The organism is Pseudomonas sp. AC229 (assembly GCF_979254655.1).
Genome location: NZ_CEEDHK010000008.1, coordinates 140,929 through 160,743, shown reverse-complemented (window position 1 = coordinate 160,743; position 19,815 = coordinate 140,929). Strand labels below are relative to the sequence as shown.

The 19,815-nt window shown below is 57.3% G+C and carries 17 protein-coding genes and 1 pseudogene; 15 read left to right on the top strand and 3 right to left on the bottom strand.

All coding sequences use genetic code 11. The annotated features are described in order from the left end of the window. Nucleotides 1-34: 34 nt before the first annotated feature. Entirely contained in the window at nucleotides 35-937 is a 903-nt protein-coding gene (locus AC0IW7_RS13265) for a LysR family transcriptional regulator (protein ID WP_471818566.1), read from the bottom strand. A gap of 165 nt (nucleotides 938-1,102) precedes the next feature. Here AC0IW7_RS13265 and AC0IW7_RS13260 point away from each other — a divergent pair, with 165 nt between their 5' ends. From AC0IW7_RS13260 to AC0IW7_RS13200, 13 genes and pseudogenes are all read left to right on the top strand, one after another. Beyond that, on the top strand, nucleotides 1,103-2,161 hold the full coding sequence (locus AC0IW7_RS13260; RefSeq protein WP_471818564.1) for a fumarylacetoacetate hydrolase family protein: 1,059 nt from the start codon (nucleotides 1,103-1,105) through the stop codon (nucleotides 2,159-2,161). After that, nucleotides 2,158-3,156 carry a VOC family protein gene (locus AC0IW7_RS13255; RefSeq protein ID WP_122496211.1) on the top strand — a complete coding sequence of 333 codons (999 nt, stop codon included), beginning with the start codon at nucleotides 2,158-2,160 and terminating at the stop codon, nucleotides 3,154-3,156. The genes AC0IW7_RS13260 and AC0IW7_RS13255 overlap by 4 nt, the downstream gene beginning before the upstream one ends. A 93-nt stretch (nucleotides 3,157-3,249) precedes the next feature. Then, the gene (locus AC0IW7_RS13250) at nucleotides 3,250-4,266 is read left to right on the top strand and encodes a fumarylacetoacetate hydrolase family protein (RefSeq protein WP_471818562.1); all 1,017 of its coding nucleotides are present in this window, start codon (nucleotides 3,250-3,252) and stop codon (nucleotides 4,264-4,266) included. Nucleotides 4,267-4,295: 29 nt separating this feature from the next. Then, nucleotides 4,296-5,273, top strand: a complete 978-nt coding sequence (locus AC0IW7_RS13245) for a C-terminal binding protein (RefSeq protein WP_471818560.1) — start codon at nucleotides 4,296-4,298, stop codon at nucleotides 5,271-5,273. Between the two features lie 30 nt (nucleotides 5,274-5,303). After that, nucleotides 5,304-6,599, top strand: a complete 1,296-nt coding sequence (gene eno / locus AC0IW7_RS13240) for a phosphopyruvate hydratase (RefSeq protein ID WP_471818558.1) — start codon at nucleotides 5,304-5,306, stop codon at nucleotides 6,597-6,599. 13 nt (nucleotides 6,600-6,612) lie between these two features. Further along, nucleotides 6,613-7,626 (top strand): phosphotransferase family protein, encoded by a 1,014-nt coding sequence (locus AC0IW7_RS13235; RefSeq protein WP_471818556.1) that lies wholly within the window; start codon nucleotides 6,613-6,615, stop codon nucleotides 7,624-7,626. Between the two features lie 29 nt (nucleotides 7,627-7,655). Continuing rightward, nucleotides 7,656-8,789 (top strand): FAD-dependent oxidoreductase, encoded by a 1,134-nt coding sequence (locus tag AC0IW7_RS13230; protein ID WP_471818555.1) that lies wholly within the window; start codon nucleotides 7,656-7,658, stop codon nucleotides 8,787-8,789. A gap of 159 nt (nucleotides 8,790-8,948) precedes the next feature. Further along, nucleotides 8,949-9,368, top strand: coding sequence for a YybH family protein (locus AC0IW7_RS13225; RefSeq protein ID WP_471818553.1), 420 nt, complete (start codon nucleotides 8,949-8,951; stop codon nucleotides 9,366-9,368). 46 nt (nucleotides 9,369-9,414) lie between these two features. Further along, a complete protein-coding gene (gene ppc / locus AC0IW7_RS13220) occupies nucleotides 9,415-12,063 on the top strand; it encodes a phosphoenolpyruvate carboxylase (protein ID WP_471818696.1) in 2,649 nt (882 codons plus the stop codon). A 104-nt stretch (nucleotides 12,064-12,167) separates the two neighbouring features. Beyond that, a pseudogene (locus tag AC0IW7_RS13215) lies at nucleotides 12,168-13,295 on the top strand (HAMP domain-containing protein); the annotation flags it as partial. After that, nucleotides 13,290-14,153, top strand: coding sequence for a methyl-accepting chemotaxis protein (locus AC0IW7_RS13210; RefSeq protein ID WP_471818695.1), 864 nt, complete (start codon nucleotides 13,290-13,292; stop codon nucleotides 14,151-14,153). The pseudogene AC0IW7_RS13215 and the gene AC0IW7_RS13210, both read left to right, overlap by 6 nt. 167 nt (nucleotides 14,154-14,320) lie before the next feature. After that, the gene (locus AC0IW7_RS13205; RefSeq protein ID WP_471818551.1) at nucleotides 14,321-15,520 is read left to right on the top strand and encodes an MFS transporter; all 1,200 of its coding nucleotides are present in this window, start codon (nucleotides 14,321-14,323) and stop codon (nucleotides 15,518-15,520) included. Nucleotides 15,521-15,620: 100 nt separating this feature from the next. Then, complete coding sequence (locus AC0IW7_RS13200; RefSeq protein WP_471818549.1) at nucleotides 15,621-16,013, top strand: hypothetical protein; 393 nt, start codon at nucleotides 15,621-15,623, stop codon at nucleotides 16,011-16,013. Between the two features lie 95 nt (nucleotides 16,014-16,108). On the opposite strand, the gene AC0IW7_RS13195 is transcribed toward AC0IW7_RS13200, so the two are convergent. Further along, the gene (locus AC0IW7_RS13195) at nucleotides 16,109-16,864 is read right to left on the bottom strand and encodes a hypothetical protein (protein ID WP_471818547.1); all 756 of its coding nucleotides are present in this window, start codon (nucleotides 16,862-16,864) and stop codon (nucleotides 16,109-16,111) included. 118 nt (nucleotides 16,865-16,982) lie between these two features. On the opposite strand from AC0IW7_RS13195, the gene AC0IW7_RS13190 reads away from it, so the two are divergent. Next, a complete protein-coding gene (locus AC0IW7_RS13190) occupies nucleotides 16,983-17,369 on the top strand; it encodes a hypothetical protein (RefSeq protein ID WP_471818545.1) in 387 nt (128 codons plus the stop codon). A gap of 125 nt (nucleotides 17,370-17,494) precedes the next feature. On the opposite strand, the gene AC0IW7_RS13185 is transcribed toward AC0IW7_RS13190, so the two are convergent. Further along, complete coding sequence (locus AC0IW7_RS13185) at nucleotides 17,495-18,661, bottom strand: MFS transporter (protein WP_471818543.1); 1,167 nt, start codon at nucleotides 18,659-18,661, stop codon at nucleotides 17,495-17,497. 94 nt (nucleotides 18,662-18,755) lie between these two features. Between AC0IW7_RS13185 and AC0IW7_RS13180 the strand changes: the two genes are divergently transcribed. Beyond that, on the top strand, nucleotides 18,756-19,649 hold the full coding sequence (locus AC0IW7_RS13180) for a LysR family transcriptional regulator (protein ID WP_471818542.1): 894 nt from the start codon (nucleotides 18,756-18,758) through the stop codon (nucleotides 19,647-19,649). Nucleotides 19,650-19,815 lie beyond the last annotated feature (166 nt).

Sequence of the window (19,815 nt, the reverse complement as noted above, 5' to 3'; positions counted from 1 at the left end):
ACGAGCTATGACGTTTGATTTGCGTCATCCCCTGTCAGACGTTCTGCGCTTCCTGCGCGAGAATCTCACACATCCACATCAAACCAGGGTCGCTTGAGCGATTCTTGTGCCATTGCAGCATCTGGTTGAGTGGTGGGATATCGATAGGCGGACGAATGATTTTAATCGGCAAGTAATCCGCTGCTTTCTTGGCAAGTCGTCGATGAACCGTGGCTATTCGGTCTGTGCCAACGATCAGAAGGGGCGGGAACGTCAGGTTGGAGGTAATGACTTCGGTCTTACGCAAAACGCCGTACTGATTCAGGAACCACCCATCGAACGCGGGTGTGTGGCTGGAGCCGTGCTGAACGGTTACGTGACCAGCATCGATGTATTGTTCGAAGGTAATCGAGTCCCCGAATTTTTCGCTCTCCAGCCACACCACGCACTCGTAGCTTTCTTCATAAAGCTTGCGGCTCGGGTGCTCGGGCGAGAGAAATTGTTCTGGAATCAGCATTAAATCGGCGTCGCCTCGCTCGAGCATTTCTTGCGGAGCGTATTGAGCGATCAGCTCGATTTTGATGTTGGGTGCCTCGTGCGCAAGGCGGCGGACCACGGCTGGAATCAGCAACAGCATGGTCAGCTCGGACACCAGGATCCGGTAGGTCCGCTCATCCGTTTTGGGGTCGAAGTTAGGGCGAGTGACGATGGTGGCGTCGATCGACATCAACACTTCGCGCACTGGAATGATCAACGACTCAGCCAGCGGCGTGAGCACCAGGTTGCGGCCCACCAACACCAGCAAGTCATCCTCGAAATACTCCCTCAGCCTGCCCAGGGCACCACTCATTCCCGACTGACTCAGGTTCACGCTTTCCGCTGCCTGGCTGATGTTTTTCTGTGCCAGCAAAACATCCAAAGCCACCAGCAGATTCAGGTCCAGCCCTTTAAAGCGCATCGTCCCTCCAGGTATCCATGGTAGCGATAGCAAGTAACCGAATTAACAGTTTTACAGACTGGTCGCGCAAAAAATAGTCTTGCCGGCAACGGAGACCCGAGCCAGAAGCTGAAGCACCGAGCTACTGGGGCGTTCTCTAACAATAACAAGATGAGGATATGGCAGATGAGCCATCTGACTGCGTCTGCGCCTTTCGCGCTAGGGACCTTTTCAATTGCTGGCGGTCCTGCATTTCCCGGCGTCGTGATCAACGATCAGGTCATTGCCGTCGAGGCATTGCGAACGCTTTGCCTTAATCTGGGGTGTGGCCTGCCAAATAGCTCCGGAGTTTTCGAGCTGCTGCAGGACTGGGATACAACGCTGCGAGCGTTGACCGTCGCCGCAGAGCAATTGGCGCTTTTGCAGCCCGACACCGCTGACATTCGAGCGAAGTTCGTGCCGGTGGCGAGCTTGCGTGTTCATGCGCCTCTTGACAGGCCACGCCAGGTGATTTGCTCCGGCGCCAACTACTTCAAGCACGTCGTCGATCTGATTGTGGCGGCCGGTCCGGATGATAGCCCCGACACCAAAGGCTTCTCCCCAGAGCAGATGCGCACGTATGCCGAGAACATCATGCAGGAGCGTTCGCGTACCGGCGATCCCTACATGTTCAGCAAGCCCGCAGCCTGCATCAGTGGTCCCTACGACCCTATCGTTATTTCGCCTCATACCAAGAAAGCCGATTGGGAGCTCGAACTGGTAGTGGTCATTGGCAAAGCTGGCCGCCATATCCGTCGTGAAGACGCACTCAGTTATGTCGCGGGTTACACCATCGCCAACGACCTCACCAACCGCGACCAAATCTGGCGTCGTGACGACATGAAGGCCATGGGCACTGACTGGATCGCCGGGAAAAGCAGCCCGACCTATCTGCCGCTCGGTCCTTACTTGGTTCCTGCCGCATTTGTGGGTAATCCACAAGACCTGCGCCTGACGCTGAAGCTCAACGGCGAGGTGAAACAGGACGAAAGCACCTCCGACATGATTTTCGATGTCGCGCGGCAAATTGAATACCTGTCCGGCCTGGTGCAGCTGCATCCCGGCGACATCCTCTGCACCGGCTCGCCAGCGGGTAACGGTGCCCACTTCAACCGCTTCCTTCAGCACGGCGACGTTGTCGAGTCGACGATCACCGGCCTTGGGATGCAACGAAATCAATGTGTAGCGCAAGGAACAATTAAATGATTAACGGTATTGAGACAGTCCTGTATGGCGTTGATGACGTCGAGCTTTGCACTCGGTACTTCGTCGATTTCGGCCTGCCGCTGGTGGAAAGTTCGAGCGAGCACGCTCACTTCCGTCTGGATGAAGGTTCGAGCGTAATCATCCGCTCCATCAACGATCCCCTGATTCCGAAAAGCAGCGTCGTGGGCACCGGTGTGCAGGAAGTAATCTGGGGCGTTGATACCCCGCAGAACTTCGACAAGCTGGTCAAGGACCTTGGGCGGGACCGTGAAATCCGCTTCGATGATGACGGTACCGCGCACTTCGTTGCCGATGACGGATTAGCACTTGGCCTCAAGGTATTCACCAAGATTCCGGTGGTGTCGGCACCCAGCCCCACGAACTCGCCGGGCAATGTCAATCGCATCAACCAGCACCGTAAATGGATCGCCAGGGCTCGCCCGAAAACCCTTCAGCACGTGGTTTTTCAGGTACCTGATGTGGAGAAAAGCTGGGAGTTTTTCCGCGACCGTATGAACTTCCGTTTGTCCGATGTGCAAAAAGGCTTCGGCATTTTCGGTCGCGCATCCGGTGCGCATGATCACCACAACATCTACTTCCTGAACGCCAACTTGCCATTCAAAGGCCCGGATGTCTGGGGCCTGGACGGGCAGTACCGTTTCGACCACGTCAACTTCGGCGTCGACGATGTTGATGAGGTGATGGTGGGTGCCAACCACATGCAACGCCAAGGCTGGCCGAAGTCTGCCTGGGGCCTGGGTCGTCACCGTATCGCTTCTTCGCTGTTCTTCTATCTGCCGTGCCCAACGGGCGGGCAGGCGGAATATGGCGCGGACTCTGATCATGTCGATGACAGCTGGGTGCCGCGGGTGTGGAACCCCATGTTCGGGTTCTTCAGTTTCATCTCCAACATGGCGCCTTTCATGCTGGATGCCGCGCCCTGGGAGTACGAGTACGCGCCGGGTTACACACCCGTGTCAAAGCCGCACCCGTAAGCACGCCTACCTTGCATGACGGCGCTCGCTATCAGTTAGCTGATGTGTGCGTCCGTCATGGGGCTTCAAATGCGCAATGAAGGAGAGAGGTTCGTGCTCAGTTCCACTGCACGCTCATGCCGAATTGGCAACGTATCCATCGCAGGTTGCCCACCTTTCCCGGCATTGATGGTGGGCGATGGTGCAATCGCCTTGAACGCACTCAAGCCGTTCGCCCGGCAGTTAGGTCTTGTTCTGGTCTCGACTGATTCCATAGCTCAATTGCTTGAGCATTGGGACGTCAACCAACCAACGTTGTTGGAGCTTGCTTCGCGTTTTGATCAATCAGATCTGGCGAATCAGCTAATCCCGCAAAGTGCCTTGAAGTTGCACGCGCCGGTTCTGCCTGGGCAAGTGTTCTGCACCATCGGTAACTACCGTTCTCAGGTCACACAGGCGATCGTCGACAGCGGTCGTGCTCAAAGGGCGCATCCCGGTGACGAGCCTTCGGACGCAGCGCTGCTCGATAAGGCGATGACGTTTATCTCGCAGCGTGAGCAGGGGCTGCCGTACGTGTGTAGCAAGTCGCCCACTGCGGTTATGGGGCCTCACGACACGCTGCATTTGCCATCAACCTCTGACCAAGTTGATTGGGAAGTAGAGCTTGCCGTCGTGATCGGTAAGCCCGCGAAGGACGTTCCCGTTGAACGTGCGCTTGAGCATGTGGCGGCCTTTACCATCGCCAACGACATCACCCTCCGTGACCGTGTGTTTCGTGCTGATCCCGCTGGTTTTGGCACCGACTGGCTGCAGTCAAAAAATGCTCCTGGGTTTCTTCCTCTGGGTCCGTATCTGGTCCCCGCACGTTCGGTTATTAACCCGAAAAGCTTACGTCTTAGCTTGTCGCTAAATGGCCAGGCCATGCAGGAAGAGGCGGTGGAAGACATGATCTTCGATATTGCCCAGCAGCTTTCTTACATCTCGCAGCATGTCCAGTTGCTAACCGGCGACGTGATATGCACGGGGTCTCCCGCAGGTTTCGGCAGCCATTACCAACGCTACCTCCGAACGGGTGATCACCTTCACGCGAACATCGAAGGCTTTGGTAGCCAGCACACCTTGGTGCGCTAAGCCCAGCATCAAAAATAGGGAAAAGTGAAATGACCTTGACTGCCGATATACCTACCGTCCTGCTCACAGACTACGCCTGGTCAGACGACAGCGTCGAACGCCAGATTATTGAATCTGCGGGATTCAAGCTGGTCAGCGGACCGGCAAAGCCGTCCTCGGCCGAACACGTTGAGGCATTGGTTAAAAAGCACCAGCCGTCAGCAATTCTTACCTGTTGGGCACCGGTTTCCGCTCATGCAATTGCAGCTTCTGATGCACTTAAAATTGTGGCTCGACTCGGTGTTGGTCTCGACAACATCGCTGTAGACGCAGCTACGCGGCGTGGCCTTTGGGTAACCAACGTGCCTGACTATTGCGTTGAGGAAGTGTCCGATCACGCCGTTGGCTTCGCTATCGCGTGGACCCGCGGTCTGGTGCATTTTGACCGCGAGGTAAAGGCCGGCTCCTGGAATCCTGCGGGCGCCAAGCTTCGCCGCCTGCGCAATCTGACCTGCGGCATTGTCGGCTACGGTCGGATTGGTCGGCGCACGGCGCAAAAACTGTCTGCCTTCAACACCCGAGTATTGGCTTACGACCCTTATCCGTCGAAGGACGAGAGTCTGGTGGAGTTTATGGACCTCGACGCGCTGCTGAGCCAGTCGGACATCGTCATCGTCCATGCCCCGCTGGTTGAGGGCACCCACCATCTAATCAACCGGGCCCGCCTGGCGACGCTTAGACAGGGCGCCTTGCTTATCAACGTAAGCCGGGGCGGCGTGGTGGATACCGATGCTGTGCTGGAAGCGTTGGAAAGCGGGCATCTGGACGCCGTCGGCTTTGACGTGCTCGAAAGCGAACCCCAAGTGCCCGCCGCCCTATTAGCGCATCCCGGCGTAATGCTGACACCACACGTGGCTTTTTCTTCCGACGCGTCGCTTCTGGAGCTGCGCCGTCGCGCGAGCGAAGAAGTGGTTCGTGTCCTGAAAGGTGAAGCCCCAGAGCAGGCCCGAAACAAGCCTCACGCCTGACCGCCCCCATTTTTAAAGAGTTCAAACATCATGACTACTCGTGCCGTTAAATCGCTCCATGCTCGCCAAATTCTGGACTCCCGCGGTCGCCCAACTGTCGAGGTCGATGTTCTACTTGCCGACGGTAGTTTCGGCCGTGCGGCGGTTCCATCCGGGGCCTCTACAGGTGCTGCCGAAGCACATGAATTGCGGGACGACGATGCCGCTCTGTACGAAGGCCGTGGCGTTCTTCAGGCGGTCCACAACGTCAATACCGAAATCAACAACGCCCTGAAAGGGGCAGACGCCCTGAACCAAGAAGGTATTGATGGCGCGTTGCTTGAACTGGATGGGACCGCCCAACTCAAGCGTCTTGGCGCCAACGCTATCCTTGGTTGCTCGTTGGCCATTTGCCGAGCCACGGCCCAAAGCACTGGGCAGGAGCTCTACCAGCGCATCGCCGAGCTTGCCGGCTGCACCGAACTGACGATGCCTATGCCGATGGTGAACATCCTCAGCGGTGGCTTGCATGCCGGGCGTGGGATGGATGTACAAGACTTCCTCGCAATCCCGGCCAGTGCCCGATCTTCCGAAGAAGCGATCCACCTGGTATCGCGGATCCGCAGCGCGGCAACCCGGGTCATGGCCAAGCGTGGCCTGACAACCCTGTTGGCCGACGAGGGCGGCTTGTCGCCGGGTTTTGCCACAGGCCGTGAAGCCCTGGAGCTGATGATCGACGCGACTCTGGAGGCGGGGCTTGAGCCAGGTAAGGACATGCTCATCGCCATCGACGTCGCCGCCAGCTCGCTGAAGGGCCCCAATGGCACCTACCGTTTTTCCCGTGAGGGACGCGATTACCACACTGACGAAGTCATTGATCTGCTGGACGGTTGGGTACGTGACTTCCCAATCGCCTCGATCGAAGACGGTCTTGATGAGGAAGACTGGGCAGGATGGGCCAAGTTGACCGCTCGCCTGGGTGGCAAAATTCGCTTGATCGGTGATGACCTGTTCACCACCAACTTGTCGCGCGTGCAACATGGCGTCTCCAACGAAGTGGCCAACGGTGTGCTGGTGAAGGTCAACCAGAACGGTACGTTGACCGGCACGCTCAATGTGATCGCCGAGTCCCGCCGCAACGGTTACTCGCCTGTAGTGTCTGCTCGCTCGGGTGAGACCGAAGATGCCTTTATCGCTGACCTCGCAGTAGGCACAGCTGCCGGACAAATCAAAATTGGTTCGGTCCGCTGCTCCGATCGTCTGTCCAAGTACAACCAGTTGCTTCGTATCGAGGAACAGAGCGGTGCTCGGTTTGCCGGTCTCTCTGCTATCACGTTGAAACGCTGAGAGGGCTGGTGCAATGGCCGAAGTCAATATGGAAGTAGCGCCCGAGTTGCAGCACTTTTTGGTCAGCTCGGGGCTATCCAGCCCTGAAGACACAACCCGTTGGATTCCTCTAACGGGCGGCGTGTCCTCTGATATCTGGAAGGTTGAGTTGCCCGACCGCACCTTGTGCGTCAAACGTGCGTTGCCAAAGCTGAAAGTGGCAGCTGACTGGGAAGCACCAGTATCCAGGAATGCGTTTGAGTGGGAGTGGTTGAAGTTCGCCGCTGCGCAAGTACCTGCGGCCGTTCCCGTGCCGATCGCACATGACTCCGAAGCCGGGTTGTTTGCGATGGAGTTCTTGCCCATTGCGAATCACCCTTTGTGGAAACAGCAACTGCTCGATGGGAACGTGGATCCTTCGGTTGCACGGGCTTTGGGTGTGGTGCTTGGCACGTTGCACGCGGCGAGTGCGAACTCCGACGTTCTGGCTAAGGCATTCGCGACGGATGAGAGCTTTTTTGCGCTACGACTGGAGCCTTACTTGTTGGCGACAGCGCGGCGTCATCCCAACCTCGCGGCCCGTCTTGAAGAATTGGTCGCCATCACGGCTTCTCATCATGAGGCGCTCGTGCATGGTGATATTAGCCCGAAGAACATTCTGGTTGGGCCGAATGGCCCAGTGATTCTCGACGCTGAATGCGCTTGGTATGGCGACCCGGCGTTCGACATCGCATTTCTCCTTAACCACATGCTGCTCAAGTGCCTGGTTAACCCGCTTCTTAAGGATCAGTACCTGGCCTGTTTCAACAGCTTTCTTGAAGGCTACTTCAGCAAGGGAAGGGTGGAAGAGGTCGAGCAGAGAGCTGCTGCGCTTCTGCCGGCGTTGCTGCTTGCGCGGGTGGATGGCAAGTCTCCGGTTGAGTACTTGGTTACAGAGTCCCCTAAACAGCTGATTCGCGATTTCGCCCCAGCACTGATTACCACGCCCGAGACCCAGCTTTCACAAATTGCCGCGCTCTGGAATACAGCGCTCGACTCACTTGTATGACCGAATAATCTGACTGAGGCAGTCTTAATATGGATAACAAAAAAGCTAAAAACATCCTGATCGTCGGTGGCGGTATCGGTGGGCTATCCACCGCGATTGCGCTGCTTCAGCAAGGTTTTGACGTCGAGCTGATCGAGTTGAATGCCGAGTGGACCGTCTATGGTGTGGGCATCATTCAGCAAGGCAACGTGGTTCGTGAAATGGCCAGACTGGGCGTTGCCGACGAGTGCCTGAAACATGGTTTCTCGTTCGACAACGTGCGCTTGTGCGACGGTGCCGGCACCCAGCTTGCGGTCATTCCGGGCGCACGCGTCGCAGGTCCTGAATACCCGGTGAACATGGCCTTGCCACGTATCAACCTGCACACCATTTTGCTCAACAAGGCAATTGAGTTGGGCGCGCGAATCACCCTTGGAATGACCATCGAAACCCTCGAAAACAGTGCCGACAAAGCGCTCGTGAAGTTCAGCGATGGCCGCGATGGCGCTTACGACCTGGTCATCGGTGCTGACGGTATTTTCTCCAAAGTGCGCGGCCTGCTGTTGGGCACCCACCTCAAGCCCACCTTCACTGGCCAAGGCGGCTGGCGTTGCAACATGCCACGCATGGAGGAAATCGATTGCCTCACCATGTACCGGGGGCGCAATGGCGGACAAGCAGGTTTCTGCCCGCTGAAAGACGACCTGATGTACTTGCTGCAAACCACTGCCGAGCCGGGTAATCCTTGGTTTGATAAAGACAAACTGGACGTTCTATTCAAAGAGCGTCTGGCTGAGTTCGAAGGTCCCGTCGCCCGCGCGCGCGATGAGTTCATCACCAGCCCCGAGCAGGTCGTATACAAGCCTTTTGAAACCATCTTCGTTGAGCAGCCCTGGTATCAGGGGCGCGTCGTGCTGATTGGCGATGCTGTACATGCCACTACGCCGCACCTAGGGCAGGGCGCGGGCATGGCGATCGAAGACGGTATCGTGCTCGCGCAAGAGCTTAAGAATAAGCCGGTGGACCGAGCGTTAGAGGATTTCATGACCCGACGCTTTGAACGCTGCAAGTTTATTGTCAGTGCCTCAATGCAGATCGGCGCCTGGGAGATGGAACGCAACCACACCGCCGACTTCAACGGGCTAGTGCGCAAGATGATCGAGGTTACCGCTCAGCCTATTTAAGGCGATTCGAGCAGACAGATTTCACCCACGTTTCGCGGCCGCATTGATGCGGCCGTGGATTCGTGCGGCCTGAATTTTGTCGAGCTCGCCGTAGAGAAACCCTCATTCGACATTTTTCACCACCGCAATTCGCGGTCGATCACTTTGGGAACGGCATCCATGACCACTTCAGATCAGCATCCAGATATCCAGGCTTTGCTCAAGCGCGAGGAGCAACGCTGTCAGGCGCTTGCCTCGGGTGATTTTGAGCTACTGGGCGATGTGCTGTCTCGCGACCTGTTGCATACCCATACCCGTGGGAACAGTGACGGCTATGACAGCTACCTGGTGTACATGCAGTCCACCCTTGAGCTTCTAAACGTTGAGCGCGGGGAGCTGCGTGTTCGTCAGTACGGCGATGCGGCGGTGATGACCGGTGTGCAGGTGAATACTGCACGTCTTCGTGAGGGGGACGGGACCGTCATGCGCATTGAGTCGAAAGCCATTCAGGTCTGGGCAAAAGAAGCTGACGGCCAGTGGCGCCAGACCGTTTTTCAAGCCACTTCATTGGGGCCTCCTACCCCTGTGACCGCTAACTGAGTAGGAGGCGGCACCGGTGAATAGTCGCGCTAAAACCCAGGCCGATTTGCCGCAGCGGCTGATCGACCCTCGTCTGCGGCGAAACGTGAACGAGCTAGGTACCTTGTTGGGCAATACCATTCAGGACGAGCTCGGCACGGGGCTTTTGCGGAAAATTGAAGAGATCCGCCACGGCGCCAAGCGCGCCCGCTCCGGGAGCGTGCATGCGCAGAAGGACCTGCTGAAGCTTTTACATAGCCTCGAAGATGAAGAGCTGCTTCCCGTTGCCCGGTCGTTCAACCAGTTTCTGAATCTGGCCAACATCGCCGAGCAACATCACCAAATCCGCAAACGCAAAGCAGATGAACCCGCTCGTTTTGCCGATGGTTGCCTCTCCGAGTTGATCGGGCGATTACAAAGCCGAGGGTGCTCAAACGAGCGCATTCATCAGCAGATTACGGAGCTTGAGATTGATCTGGTGTTAACGGCACATCCTACCGAGGTCACGCGTAGAACCCTGATCCAGAAGTACGATGCCATCGCCCATCTTCTCGAGCTGTCCGACCGTGATCTCAGTAGCGCTGAGCGAGCGACGCTTGAGGTGGATCTCGCCCGGTTGGTCGACGAAATCTGGCATACAAGCGAGATCAGAAGCACGCCGCCGACGCCGATCGATGAGGCGAAATGGGGCTATGCGCTGATCGAAAATACCCTGTGGGACGCACTTCCGAGCTTTCTACGTTCACTCGATAGCGAACTGCTTAGCGCTACGGGTAAGAAATTGCCGCCAGGTGCAGCACCTGTGCGGTTCTCGTCCTGGATGGGCGGCGATCGCGACGGCAATCCAAACGTGACAGCAGCTGTATCTCGCGAGGTCTTGCTGTTGGGTCGCTGGATGGCAGCGGATCTCTACTTGAAAGATATCGACGCGCTATCGGCACAACTTTCCATGTCGCGTGCCAGCGAGGAGCTGACGGGCGTGGTAGGGGAGGCGCCTGAGCCGTACCGCGCTGCACTCAGAGGCATTCGGCAACGTCTGCATCTCACTCGGGACTGGGCGCAATCCTCAATCAGAGGGGGCGAAAAGGATTCAGCACAGGTGATTCAGAGTTCGGATGAACTATTGGCACCTTTAGAGTTGTGCTACCGATCCCTTCACTCGCAAGGTCTGTCCAGAATTGCAGACGGCCTGTTGCTTGACAGTATTCGTCGTGTTCGCGCCTTTGGCCTTGGGCTCGCACGCTTGGATATTCGCCAAGACAGTGGCCTGCATACGCGTGCGCTCACCGAGCTGACTGAGTTTCTAGCGCTGGGTCGCTATGAAGATTGGGATGAACCGCAGCGCCAGTCGTTTCTGTTGGGTGAGTTGGCTAATCACCGCCCACTGATTCCCGAGAATTGGACGCCGTCAGAGGAGACAGCTGAACTACTCGCGTGCTGCCGGACAATTGCGTCGCAGCCGGATGAATTGATTGGTTCGTACGTTATTTCCATGGCCAAGCGCGTCTCCGACGTGCTGGGTGTGCAACTGCTACTGAAGGCGACAGGGATGCGCCGATCCATTCCAGTGGTGCCACTCTTTGAGACGCTGGATGACCTGGAAAACGCCTCCACCTGCATAGACCAGCTGTTGGCGCTCGATTGGTACCGAGCCCAGTTAGTTGGCTCTCAAGAGGTGATGATCGGCTACTCTGACTCGGCCAAGGATGCCGGTACGCTGGCGGCGGCCTGGGCTCAGTACCAAGCCCAGGAACGGCTGGTCGAGGTCTGCCAAAGGCATGGTGTTGGCTTGCGCCTGTTTCATGGTCGCGGCGGAACTATCGGCCGTGGCGGCGCCCCTGCTCATCAAGCCATCTTGTCTCAGCCCCCAGGTTCAGTCACTGGCGAGCTGAGAGTCACCGAACAAGGGGAGATGATCCGCTTCAAATTCGGCATGCCCGAAGTCGCCATCCAGAGCCTGCGCCTGTATATGAGCGCGGTATTGGAGGCTCAGCTAATTCCACCACCGGCGCCGCGTGATGACTGGCGGCAGATGATGGATCGGCTGGCGGGCGACTCACTGCGAAGCTACCGCAGCGTGGTCCGAGACAACCCCGATTTCATTGCCTACTTCCGCCAAGCGACGCCCGAGTTAGAGCTGGCAAAACTCCCTCTGGGAAGCAGGCCTGCCCGACGCCGCTCAGGCGGAGGAGTGGAGGGGTTGCGGGCAATTCCATGGATTTTTGCTTGGACTCAGAACCGCCTGCTTTTGCCCGCATGGCTGGGTGCCGCGTCGGCACTTGCCAGTGCAGTTGAGGACGACAAAGCGCCGCTCTTAAAAGAGATGATGGCCGGCTGGCCATTTTTTCGCACCAGAATCGACATGCTGGAGATGGTGCTGAGCAAAGCCGATATCGACATTTCCCACTTCTACGAGCAGTGCCTTGTGGAACCTGAGCTTCGGCCACTGGGGGAGGAGTTGCGGGCGATGCTGGTATCTGCCACGGAGGTGGTCCTTGGGCTCAAAGGTATTACGCGTCTGCTTGAGGAGAATCCCGAGCTCAGCGAGTCAATGAGCATCCGCAATCCCTACACCGATCCACTGCACCTGCTGCAGGCGGAGTTGTTGAGCCGTTCCCGGGCCGAGCAGGGAGCGAGCCATTCTTCGTCCCATGTTGAACAAGCGTTGCTAGTAACTTTTGCGGGTGTAGCGGCAGGAATGCGCAACACCGGCTGAGGCCTTACAACAATAAAAATTGCGGAGTGGACATGTACTCATCGGCAGGTGAGTACAGCTACCGGCGTATCCACGTCAGGTGCGGCTGATGCAGGCCAAGACTGATGAGTACGTCGTGTAGGTCACGCTCCCTCAAGGCGAGCTGTTTACCTATGTCTGCACTCATTCGGTTGCTCGGAAATCTATCGGTCGGAACAAAGCTTTCTTTCGGTTTCGGATTAGTCTTGCTGTTCACGATAGGGGTGGCGGCGACTGCATTTCACTCACTTCAAATGCTGCAGTCTCGTAGTGAAGCACTGCGGGATGAGTCCTCCATTCAGGCGCTCATTCTCCAGGCACGAATCGATGAAAAAGAATTCGCTTTGAGTCTGGACGCTGAGGTCGCAGCACAGGTACCTAAGGCGCTGAATGAGTTGGCTGGATTGGTCGAAGGCGGTCGAGCAGATGATGACTCCGGCGTAGTAATCAAAAACGCGTCCAATGCCTACCTAGCGCAGTTCGTCAACTACGCCGACTCCCTACGCATGGCTCGTAAGGCCCGCCTGTTGATGCAGGAGCGTGCCCAGTCTGCTGGGGAGAGTTTTACAGGTGTGTTTCTGGATCAGTTCGATGCCATCAATGATGAGGTAGAACAGACGCAAACTCCGACATCTGAAAGCATGTCTGGACTCGAACAGTCGGCAGCCCTGCGTGACAAGCTGACGAAGCTGCGTGACAGCGAGCTCTATTACTCGCTCGATGGCGACGACCGCTATCGCCAGGACTGGGAGCTCAGCATGAGCGACCTAATTTCCGCGATGCAGGCGCAAAGCTCTAGCGTCGGCACCCAGGATCTCGAATCACTCAAGGCGGCAGGCGCAGCGCTGGCCGACTACCGCAAAGCCTTTGAGCAGTTTGTGGAGAGCCGCCAGCAGACTGCCCGTGCCAAAACGTCCATGAACACCGAGACGCAGCGAGTGGCAGAGCTACTCGCCCAGGCAAATGCACATCAAAGTCTGGCGATCAGCAGCGACAGCCAAAGCGCAAACAGACAGCTGGCGCTTATCACACTGTTGGCGCTGGGTGTCGGCGTCGGCGCTGGTCTGTTGATTCGCCATCTGGTGCTTCAACCGCTAACGCTGGCTGTTGAGCTTGCCCGAAGGGTTGCAAATGGGGACCTGGGGCAGCCCCGCGACGCGGTGAAGCGTGACGATGAACTGGGCCAATTGCTCGGTGCTGTTGGAGACATGCTCGGCAGCCTTCGCGGCCTGGTCGGAAGGATAGGGCAGGGCGTAGGTCTACTTAATGTCATGGCTTCCGGGCTTGCCGACGTGATTCAGAGGAACAGCCAGGGCGTAGAACTGCAACGGAAGGAAACCGAGCTGGCGGCTACTGCCATGCAGCAAATGACCGCGACAGCCGTAATGGTGGCCAGTAAAGCAAGCGAGGCCCGGATTGCCATGGAACATGCTGACCGGCAGGCCCGTGACGGTGATGAGCTGGTCAAGCAAGCAGGCAGCAAAATTGACCGGCTGGCCATCGAGATGGTCGGTTGTTCTGAATCGATGCAATCGCTCCTCAACGAGAGCGCCTCTATTGGTGGCGTGCTCGATGTCATCAAATCTGTCGCCGAACAAACCAACCTACTGGCACTCAATGCTGCCATCGAAGCCGCGCGCGCTGGTGAGCATGGTCGAGGCTTTGCCGTTGTCGCCGACGAAGTCCGCGGGTTAGCTAAGCGCACCCAGAAGTCGACGCTGGAAATCGAAGCGCTGATCTCACGATTACGCCTTGTTGCGCAACAGGCTGCGGACCGCATGCAAGGTAGTCATGCATTAACCGAAGAGACCGTAGCTCTGGCCAACAAAGCCTCACAGTCCCTCGCGCGCATTACCACGGCCGTTTCAAGTGTGGAGCAAATGAACCAGCAGATTGCTGAGGCTTCAGAGCAGCAAAGCCTGGTCGCTGAGCAAATCAGCGTGAGCATGCAACGTGTCCGCGACGTGGCCGAGGACAATGCCCGGGAAAGCGTTGAGTTACAGCGATCAACCATTGAATTGCAGCGTGTAGGCGGAGAGCTCAGCGACGCTGTCGGACATTTTCAAACGTGAGCGCCCGGCCATAACCACCCCAAATCCTGATCAGCGGGTCCCGCGATTTTAAAAACAATAAGAGTCAGCTGCCATGCGTTGTTCGAAACTGTTTCTCTACCACTTGTACAAGGTCGTTGTGGCGTTTGGCGCAGCGTTTAGTGTGCTGCTGGGACAGGAGGTGCGTCATGAGTGTTGAGCGTTCCGCTGGACTGCCGCAATCCTTGCTTCTACTGCTCGGTAGTTGCCTGCCGGTTCTGGGCGCAGTGCTACTGGCGCCGGTGCTGCCCCGCATGCAGGAACACTTTGCCGAAACGCCCGGGGCCACGGTAATGGTGCCCATCGCGTTGACACTACCAGCGCTGGTCATTGCCGTTACGGCCCCGTTCGCCGGAGTGATTGCTGACCGGCTTGGGCGCAAACCCATGCTGCTGTGGGCCATGTTGCTTTACAGTCTGTGTGGCCTGTTGCCGCTTTGGCTCGACTCTCTGCCGGCGATTGTTCTTAGTCGCGCGGGTATTGGCCTGGCTGAAGCCGCGATCATGACCGGCTGTACAACGCTGATGGGCGATTACTACAGCGGCGCCAAACGTGAACGACTGTTCGCCATGCAGATGGTGGCAACGTCGCTATCGGCCGCCGTATTTATCGCGGCGGGTGGCCTGCTGGGTGAAAACAGCTGGCGTACACCGTTTGCTCTTTATGCCGTGGGACTGCTGTTTCTGCCCTTGATGGCCAAGCTGCTTTGGGAGCCTTCTGAAGAGGGTGCGAAGCGTGCTGCAGAAGCCGCGGCTACTGCATTCCCATGGAAGCGATTGGCACCGCTTTACCTGTTGAGCGTGTTGGCTGGCGTCAGCCTTTTCATCGTCCCCGTTCAGGCAGGCTTTTTGCTCAATCTGTTGCATGTGGATGCCCCGCAACAGATCGGCATGACCATGGGCGCCAATCAGCTGGGTGTGCTCGCCGGTGCGCTCGGGTTCCGGCTGCTTGGACAGCTTTCGGCCTCGAAGCAGTTGCTCCTTGCGTTTGTTCTAGCCGGGGCTGGCGGCTTGATGATGGCGGTCGCCGGCAGTCATGCATTGGTGGTCGTCGCGGTGCTGATCAATGGCCTGGGGGTTGGGCTGATGTTGCCAGTCTTGATCACCAGGATCATGTCCTACGTCGACTTCGAGCATCGCGGTCGTGCTGCTGGGGGATTCACCGCCGCGCTGTTTGCAGGTGAGTTCATTAGTCCGCTGGTGGTGCTTGCAGTGACTGGCGGTGTGGTTGCGGAGTTGCCGTCTGCGCTTGTGGCAGTTGCGGTGGTGCAGGTGATAGTGGGGCTGCTTTGTATTGGGCGAGTTCGCCCGATGGGCGTGGATAATAAGGGGTTCAAGAACCTTCATTGAGGACTTTTTTGATGCCTACAAACCTCCGTTTTCGGCCAGAAGCAGACGTATGGAGTAATCTATTCGTCCCTCTTGCCTATCCAGTTTCGCGTCGAACTCTATGAAGATAATTCAAGAACACTTCGATCAGCTTCATTTCACGAATGCCTGCTTTGGTAAACCTGTAGTGAATGGCAGAGCGGTACGAATTCCCGTGGCTGGATTGTTTCCGATGGTCGGGCACCCACTAATGGCTGACGGTGCGCGAGCGATATCAGGAGTGCTTGTGTTCCATGGCGTTGCAAGTTCGACAAGGAGGCTGACCGAATACATTGGCGATCCCAAAAATCCTGACGGTTTCAAGGATGAATATTCAGTTGAAGACCTTGAGCCTGTTGCTGAGAAGGTTGGTGCTTTACGCGCCTATTTGTTTGAGGGCGTATTTAAGGAACCCACCGCATGGGTTGACTGGAATGTATGGGCTGAAAAGTTTGAGCTGGGAGCTGATGGTTGAATACAAGATCCGCGAGCCGTCTCCGCTGCTGTGAATGCATTTGAGAGCCTGTTTTTGGCCGATTGCTGCATTTCACCAACGGCCAGCGACGGACGCTAGCGTTTGAAAAAACTGGCGCAGAACGCAGCGAGGCTCCCCCAAAAACGCTGCTTTTCCGGGGTTAGTTCGATTGAGCGCTTAGGCTGCCAATCGCTCGTGCCAAAGGCTGCTTCTTTGACGTGTTTCGACCAAACATCGACCCCTAACTCCGCAGCTAAGCGCTCTATGATCACCTGAGCACGAGTTTCTACAAGCTTTGCAGATTCAGCGACCTCGCTAAGGGGTACCTTCACGTTGTCATAGTTTTCATCGCTGTCTGGATCGAATTCGCGGATGTGGAGAAAGCCCGAAGCCTGGGCTGCCTCCAGTTGCCACCCCTGGTCGATGTCAAAGAGGTCTTGCTCTTGCGCACTAGATAGCCAGCTTGTAACGCTCTGAATTTCAGTAAGGGAGTCGTACCAAGGAAAGGAAAAGCTGATGCCATCAGTTTCATTTCCAAGGTAAAGCCTAAGCCAAAAATAATGTCTTAACTCGTTGAAGCTCCTTCCAACAGACTCCCCTCGCTCAACTATCTGTCTGTAGTACGAGATCAATTGCTCTTCATTGCCAACGGCTTCAGCAGTAGTGGCAAAATTTTCTGATGCACGCGCAAAATCAGGAAGCGACAATGGCTCTAGGTACTTAGGATCGTTGATCTGCTCGTAGCTATTGGGATCGCCACCATAGAAATCACTCTGCAGCAAAAAATAGATTTCGATGTTTAGCGCGTCTATTTGCTTCGAGCTCTCTTTCCAGCTCTGATCACTGCTCATGCCTGCAACCTAGTTATGATCTTGATGATACGAGTAGCGTAAAGCTTTTAGCCGGTTGTGTCTGATGAAGGTCCTTGCCCGCATATAGCGCCAAGTTTGACTTAAGGACGTGCCCTCTTTGGGCGACGGCTGCCTGTTCTTAGCGGCGGGAAGCTACGGCAACATGAATCTATGGCACACCCAGCTCACAACCTTTTGGACACGAGCGATGAACTCTACGCAAACTCTAGAAGCTGAGTACCCCGGCGATTTAGCTTGGCAGCAGTTCGTGTGCGAATACCGGTCTGCGTGGTTGCAGTTGATAGACAAATCCATCTTGCTGGACGCAGTGCAGGATGAAGATATCGCCATAGTGCTTGCCGGGTATATGGAAGAGAACGCCGTCAGTTGGTATGGCTCGCCCTGCTCGGCACTAGATGACAGAACACCGGACGAGGTGAGAGAAAACGAACGCGGCGGATTACAGATTATCCGCTCAGTGCTAATGCGGATGCCGTCGGGCTAGTCAAAAACTCATTGTTCTCAGCGTCCGCTCCTGGCCGATTGCAGCCGGTCACGACAGGGCACAATCGGCCAGAAGCCGCCACTTATCAGTAGCGACCATTGACACCTATCAAACCCAAGCGGCCCTCACACCACGGCAGCGGTTACCGTTTTAGAGCGCCAGGCAAACCCCAACACCATCATCAGCCCCAGCGCCGCCATCACCGCACCAGCCAGCGAAATCGCCGGATAACCCAATCCCGCGTTGATCACCGCGCCGCCCAACGCAGCACCAATTGCATTGCCGAAGTTGAAGGCGCCGATATTTACCGCCGAGGCCAGATTGGGTGCGCCTTTGGCGGCCTCCATCACGCGCATCTGCAGCGGCGGCACGATGGCGAAGCTGGCAATACCCCATATCAGGATGGCTACGGCCGCCGGCAGCGGCCAGCGCATAAGCACTGTGAACGCCAGCAGCACAACAATCAGCACGCCCAGCGATACGATCAGGGTGCGGTCTATCGAGCGGTCGGCGGCCTTGCCGCCCCACACGTTGCCCAACGTGAGCCCCACGCCGTACAGCACCAGCATGGCCGTGATAAAGGCGGTGGACGCGTGGGTTTCGCTGCTGAGGATCGGCGCGATATAGGTGAATACGGTGAACATCGCACTTGAGCCAACCACGGTCAGGGCCAACGCCCCCAGCACCGGGCCACGGCCCAGCGCCTGAATTTCGGCCATTACTCCGACGCTTTTTGGCGCCGGCACGTTGGGCAAGGCGAACCACAATGCGGCCATGGCCAGCACGCCAAGGCCTGTAATTCCCCAAAATGCCGTGCGCCAGCCGAGCAATTCACCAAACCAGGCAGCCAGCGGCACACCGCCGATGGTGGCGAGCGTCAGGCCCATGAACATCGCCGCAACCGCCCCGGCGCGTTTCTCCGGAGCGACCACGCTGGCGGCGACGACGGAACCAACGCCAAAGAACGCGCCGTGGTTCAGCGAAGTGACCACCCTGGCGACCATCAGGCTGTAGTAATCGGTCGCCAGGGCGGACATCAGGTTGCCCAGAGTGAAAATCGCCATCAGCCCGATCAGTAAATAGCGCCGTGGAATTCGGCCGGTGGTCAGCGTCATCAGCGGCGCGCCGAGCAATACGCCGAGCGCGTAGGCGCTAACCAGCAGGCCAGCGGCAGGAATGGAAACGCCGAGATCGCTCGCGATGCCCGGCAACATGCCCATGGGGGCGAACTCAGTAACGCCGATGCCGAACGCACCAATGGCAAGTGCTACAAGCGGTGGATTGATACGCATGAGAGGCTCCTTATCTATGCCGCGAATGCTACGATCAAGCCTTTTCAGGCGGTAGATCGCTTTTCCGGCAAGCACCTTTGCGTGCGGAGCACAAATGGACGACAACGGCAGGTCGGGTGAAATGAGCGTGTTCGCCACGGTTGCGCAGGAAGGCAGCCTATCGGCGGCCGCGCGCGCGCTGGGGATGACGCCCTCGGCGGTCAGCCGGATCATCGCGCGCACCGAACAGCGGCTTGGCACCCGCTTACTGTTGCGCACCACCCGCGCCATTACCTTTACCGCCGAGGGCGAGGCTTACCTGCGCGGGGCGCGGCGCATCCTGGCGGACATGGCCGAGGTTGAAGAAGCCATCGCCGACCAGAGCGTTCCCAGAGGCCGCTTGCGGGTCAGCGCCGCCCTCGGTCACGGGCGGATGGCCATCGTTCCTCTGGTGGCGGCATTCAGCGCGCGCTACCCGAACATCGTCGTCGACCTCACCCTGGGCGATGAAGTGGTCGACATCCTTGGCGGCCAGGCCGACGTGGCGGTGCGTTTTGGTTATCTGCCGGACAGCCCCCTCACCGCGCGCAAAATTGGCGACACCGGCCAAGTGGTCGTGGCCTCGCCCGATTATTTAGAGCGCTATGGCATTCCTCAGGAACCGGAAGATTTGCTGCGGCACAACTGCCTGCGCTTCAACTTCCGCCGTGCCGAACCCAACTGGCCGTTCGTGCGCGACGAAAAAGAATTTTCCCTAAAGGTCAGCGGCAATATCGAATGCAGCAGTGGCGAGGCGCTGGCACAACTCGCTCGACTAGGGGCCGGCGTTGCGCGTATCGGAGAATTCAGCGTGAGCGAAGATCTAAAGCGCGGCGCACTGATACCGCTGCTGCAAACCTGGAATCCCGGCGACCGCGAGCCGATTCATGCGGTATTTGTAGGCGGCCCGGCAATGCCGATAAGGGTGCGTGTGTTCGTGGACTTTCTCATTGAACATCACCGGTTGTAGCGTTGGACAAAAGGGGAAGGGGGGAAGCATTTATTCTCGGGATATAAAGCTCCGCTTCTGACCGGCAAAAGCTGTAGCTACAGATGAATCCTGAGGTCTCTGCGCTAGTTGGTCTTCGGCTGGCACGAACCGATAGAAAGTATTGGTAACCGAAATCCCGTTGAGA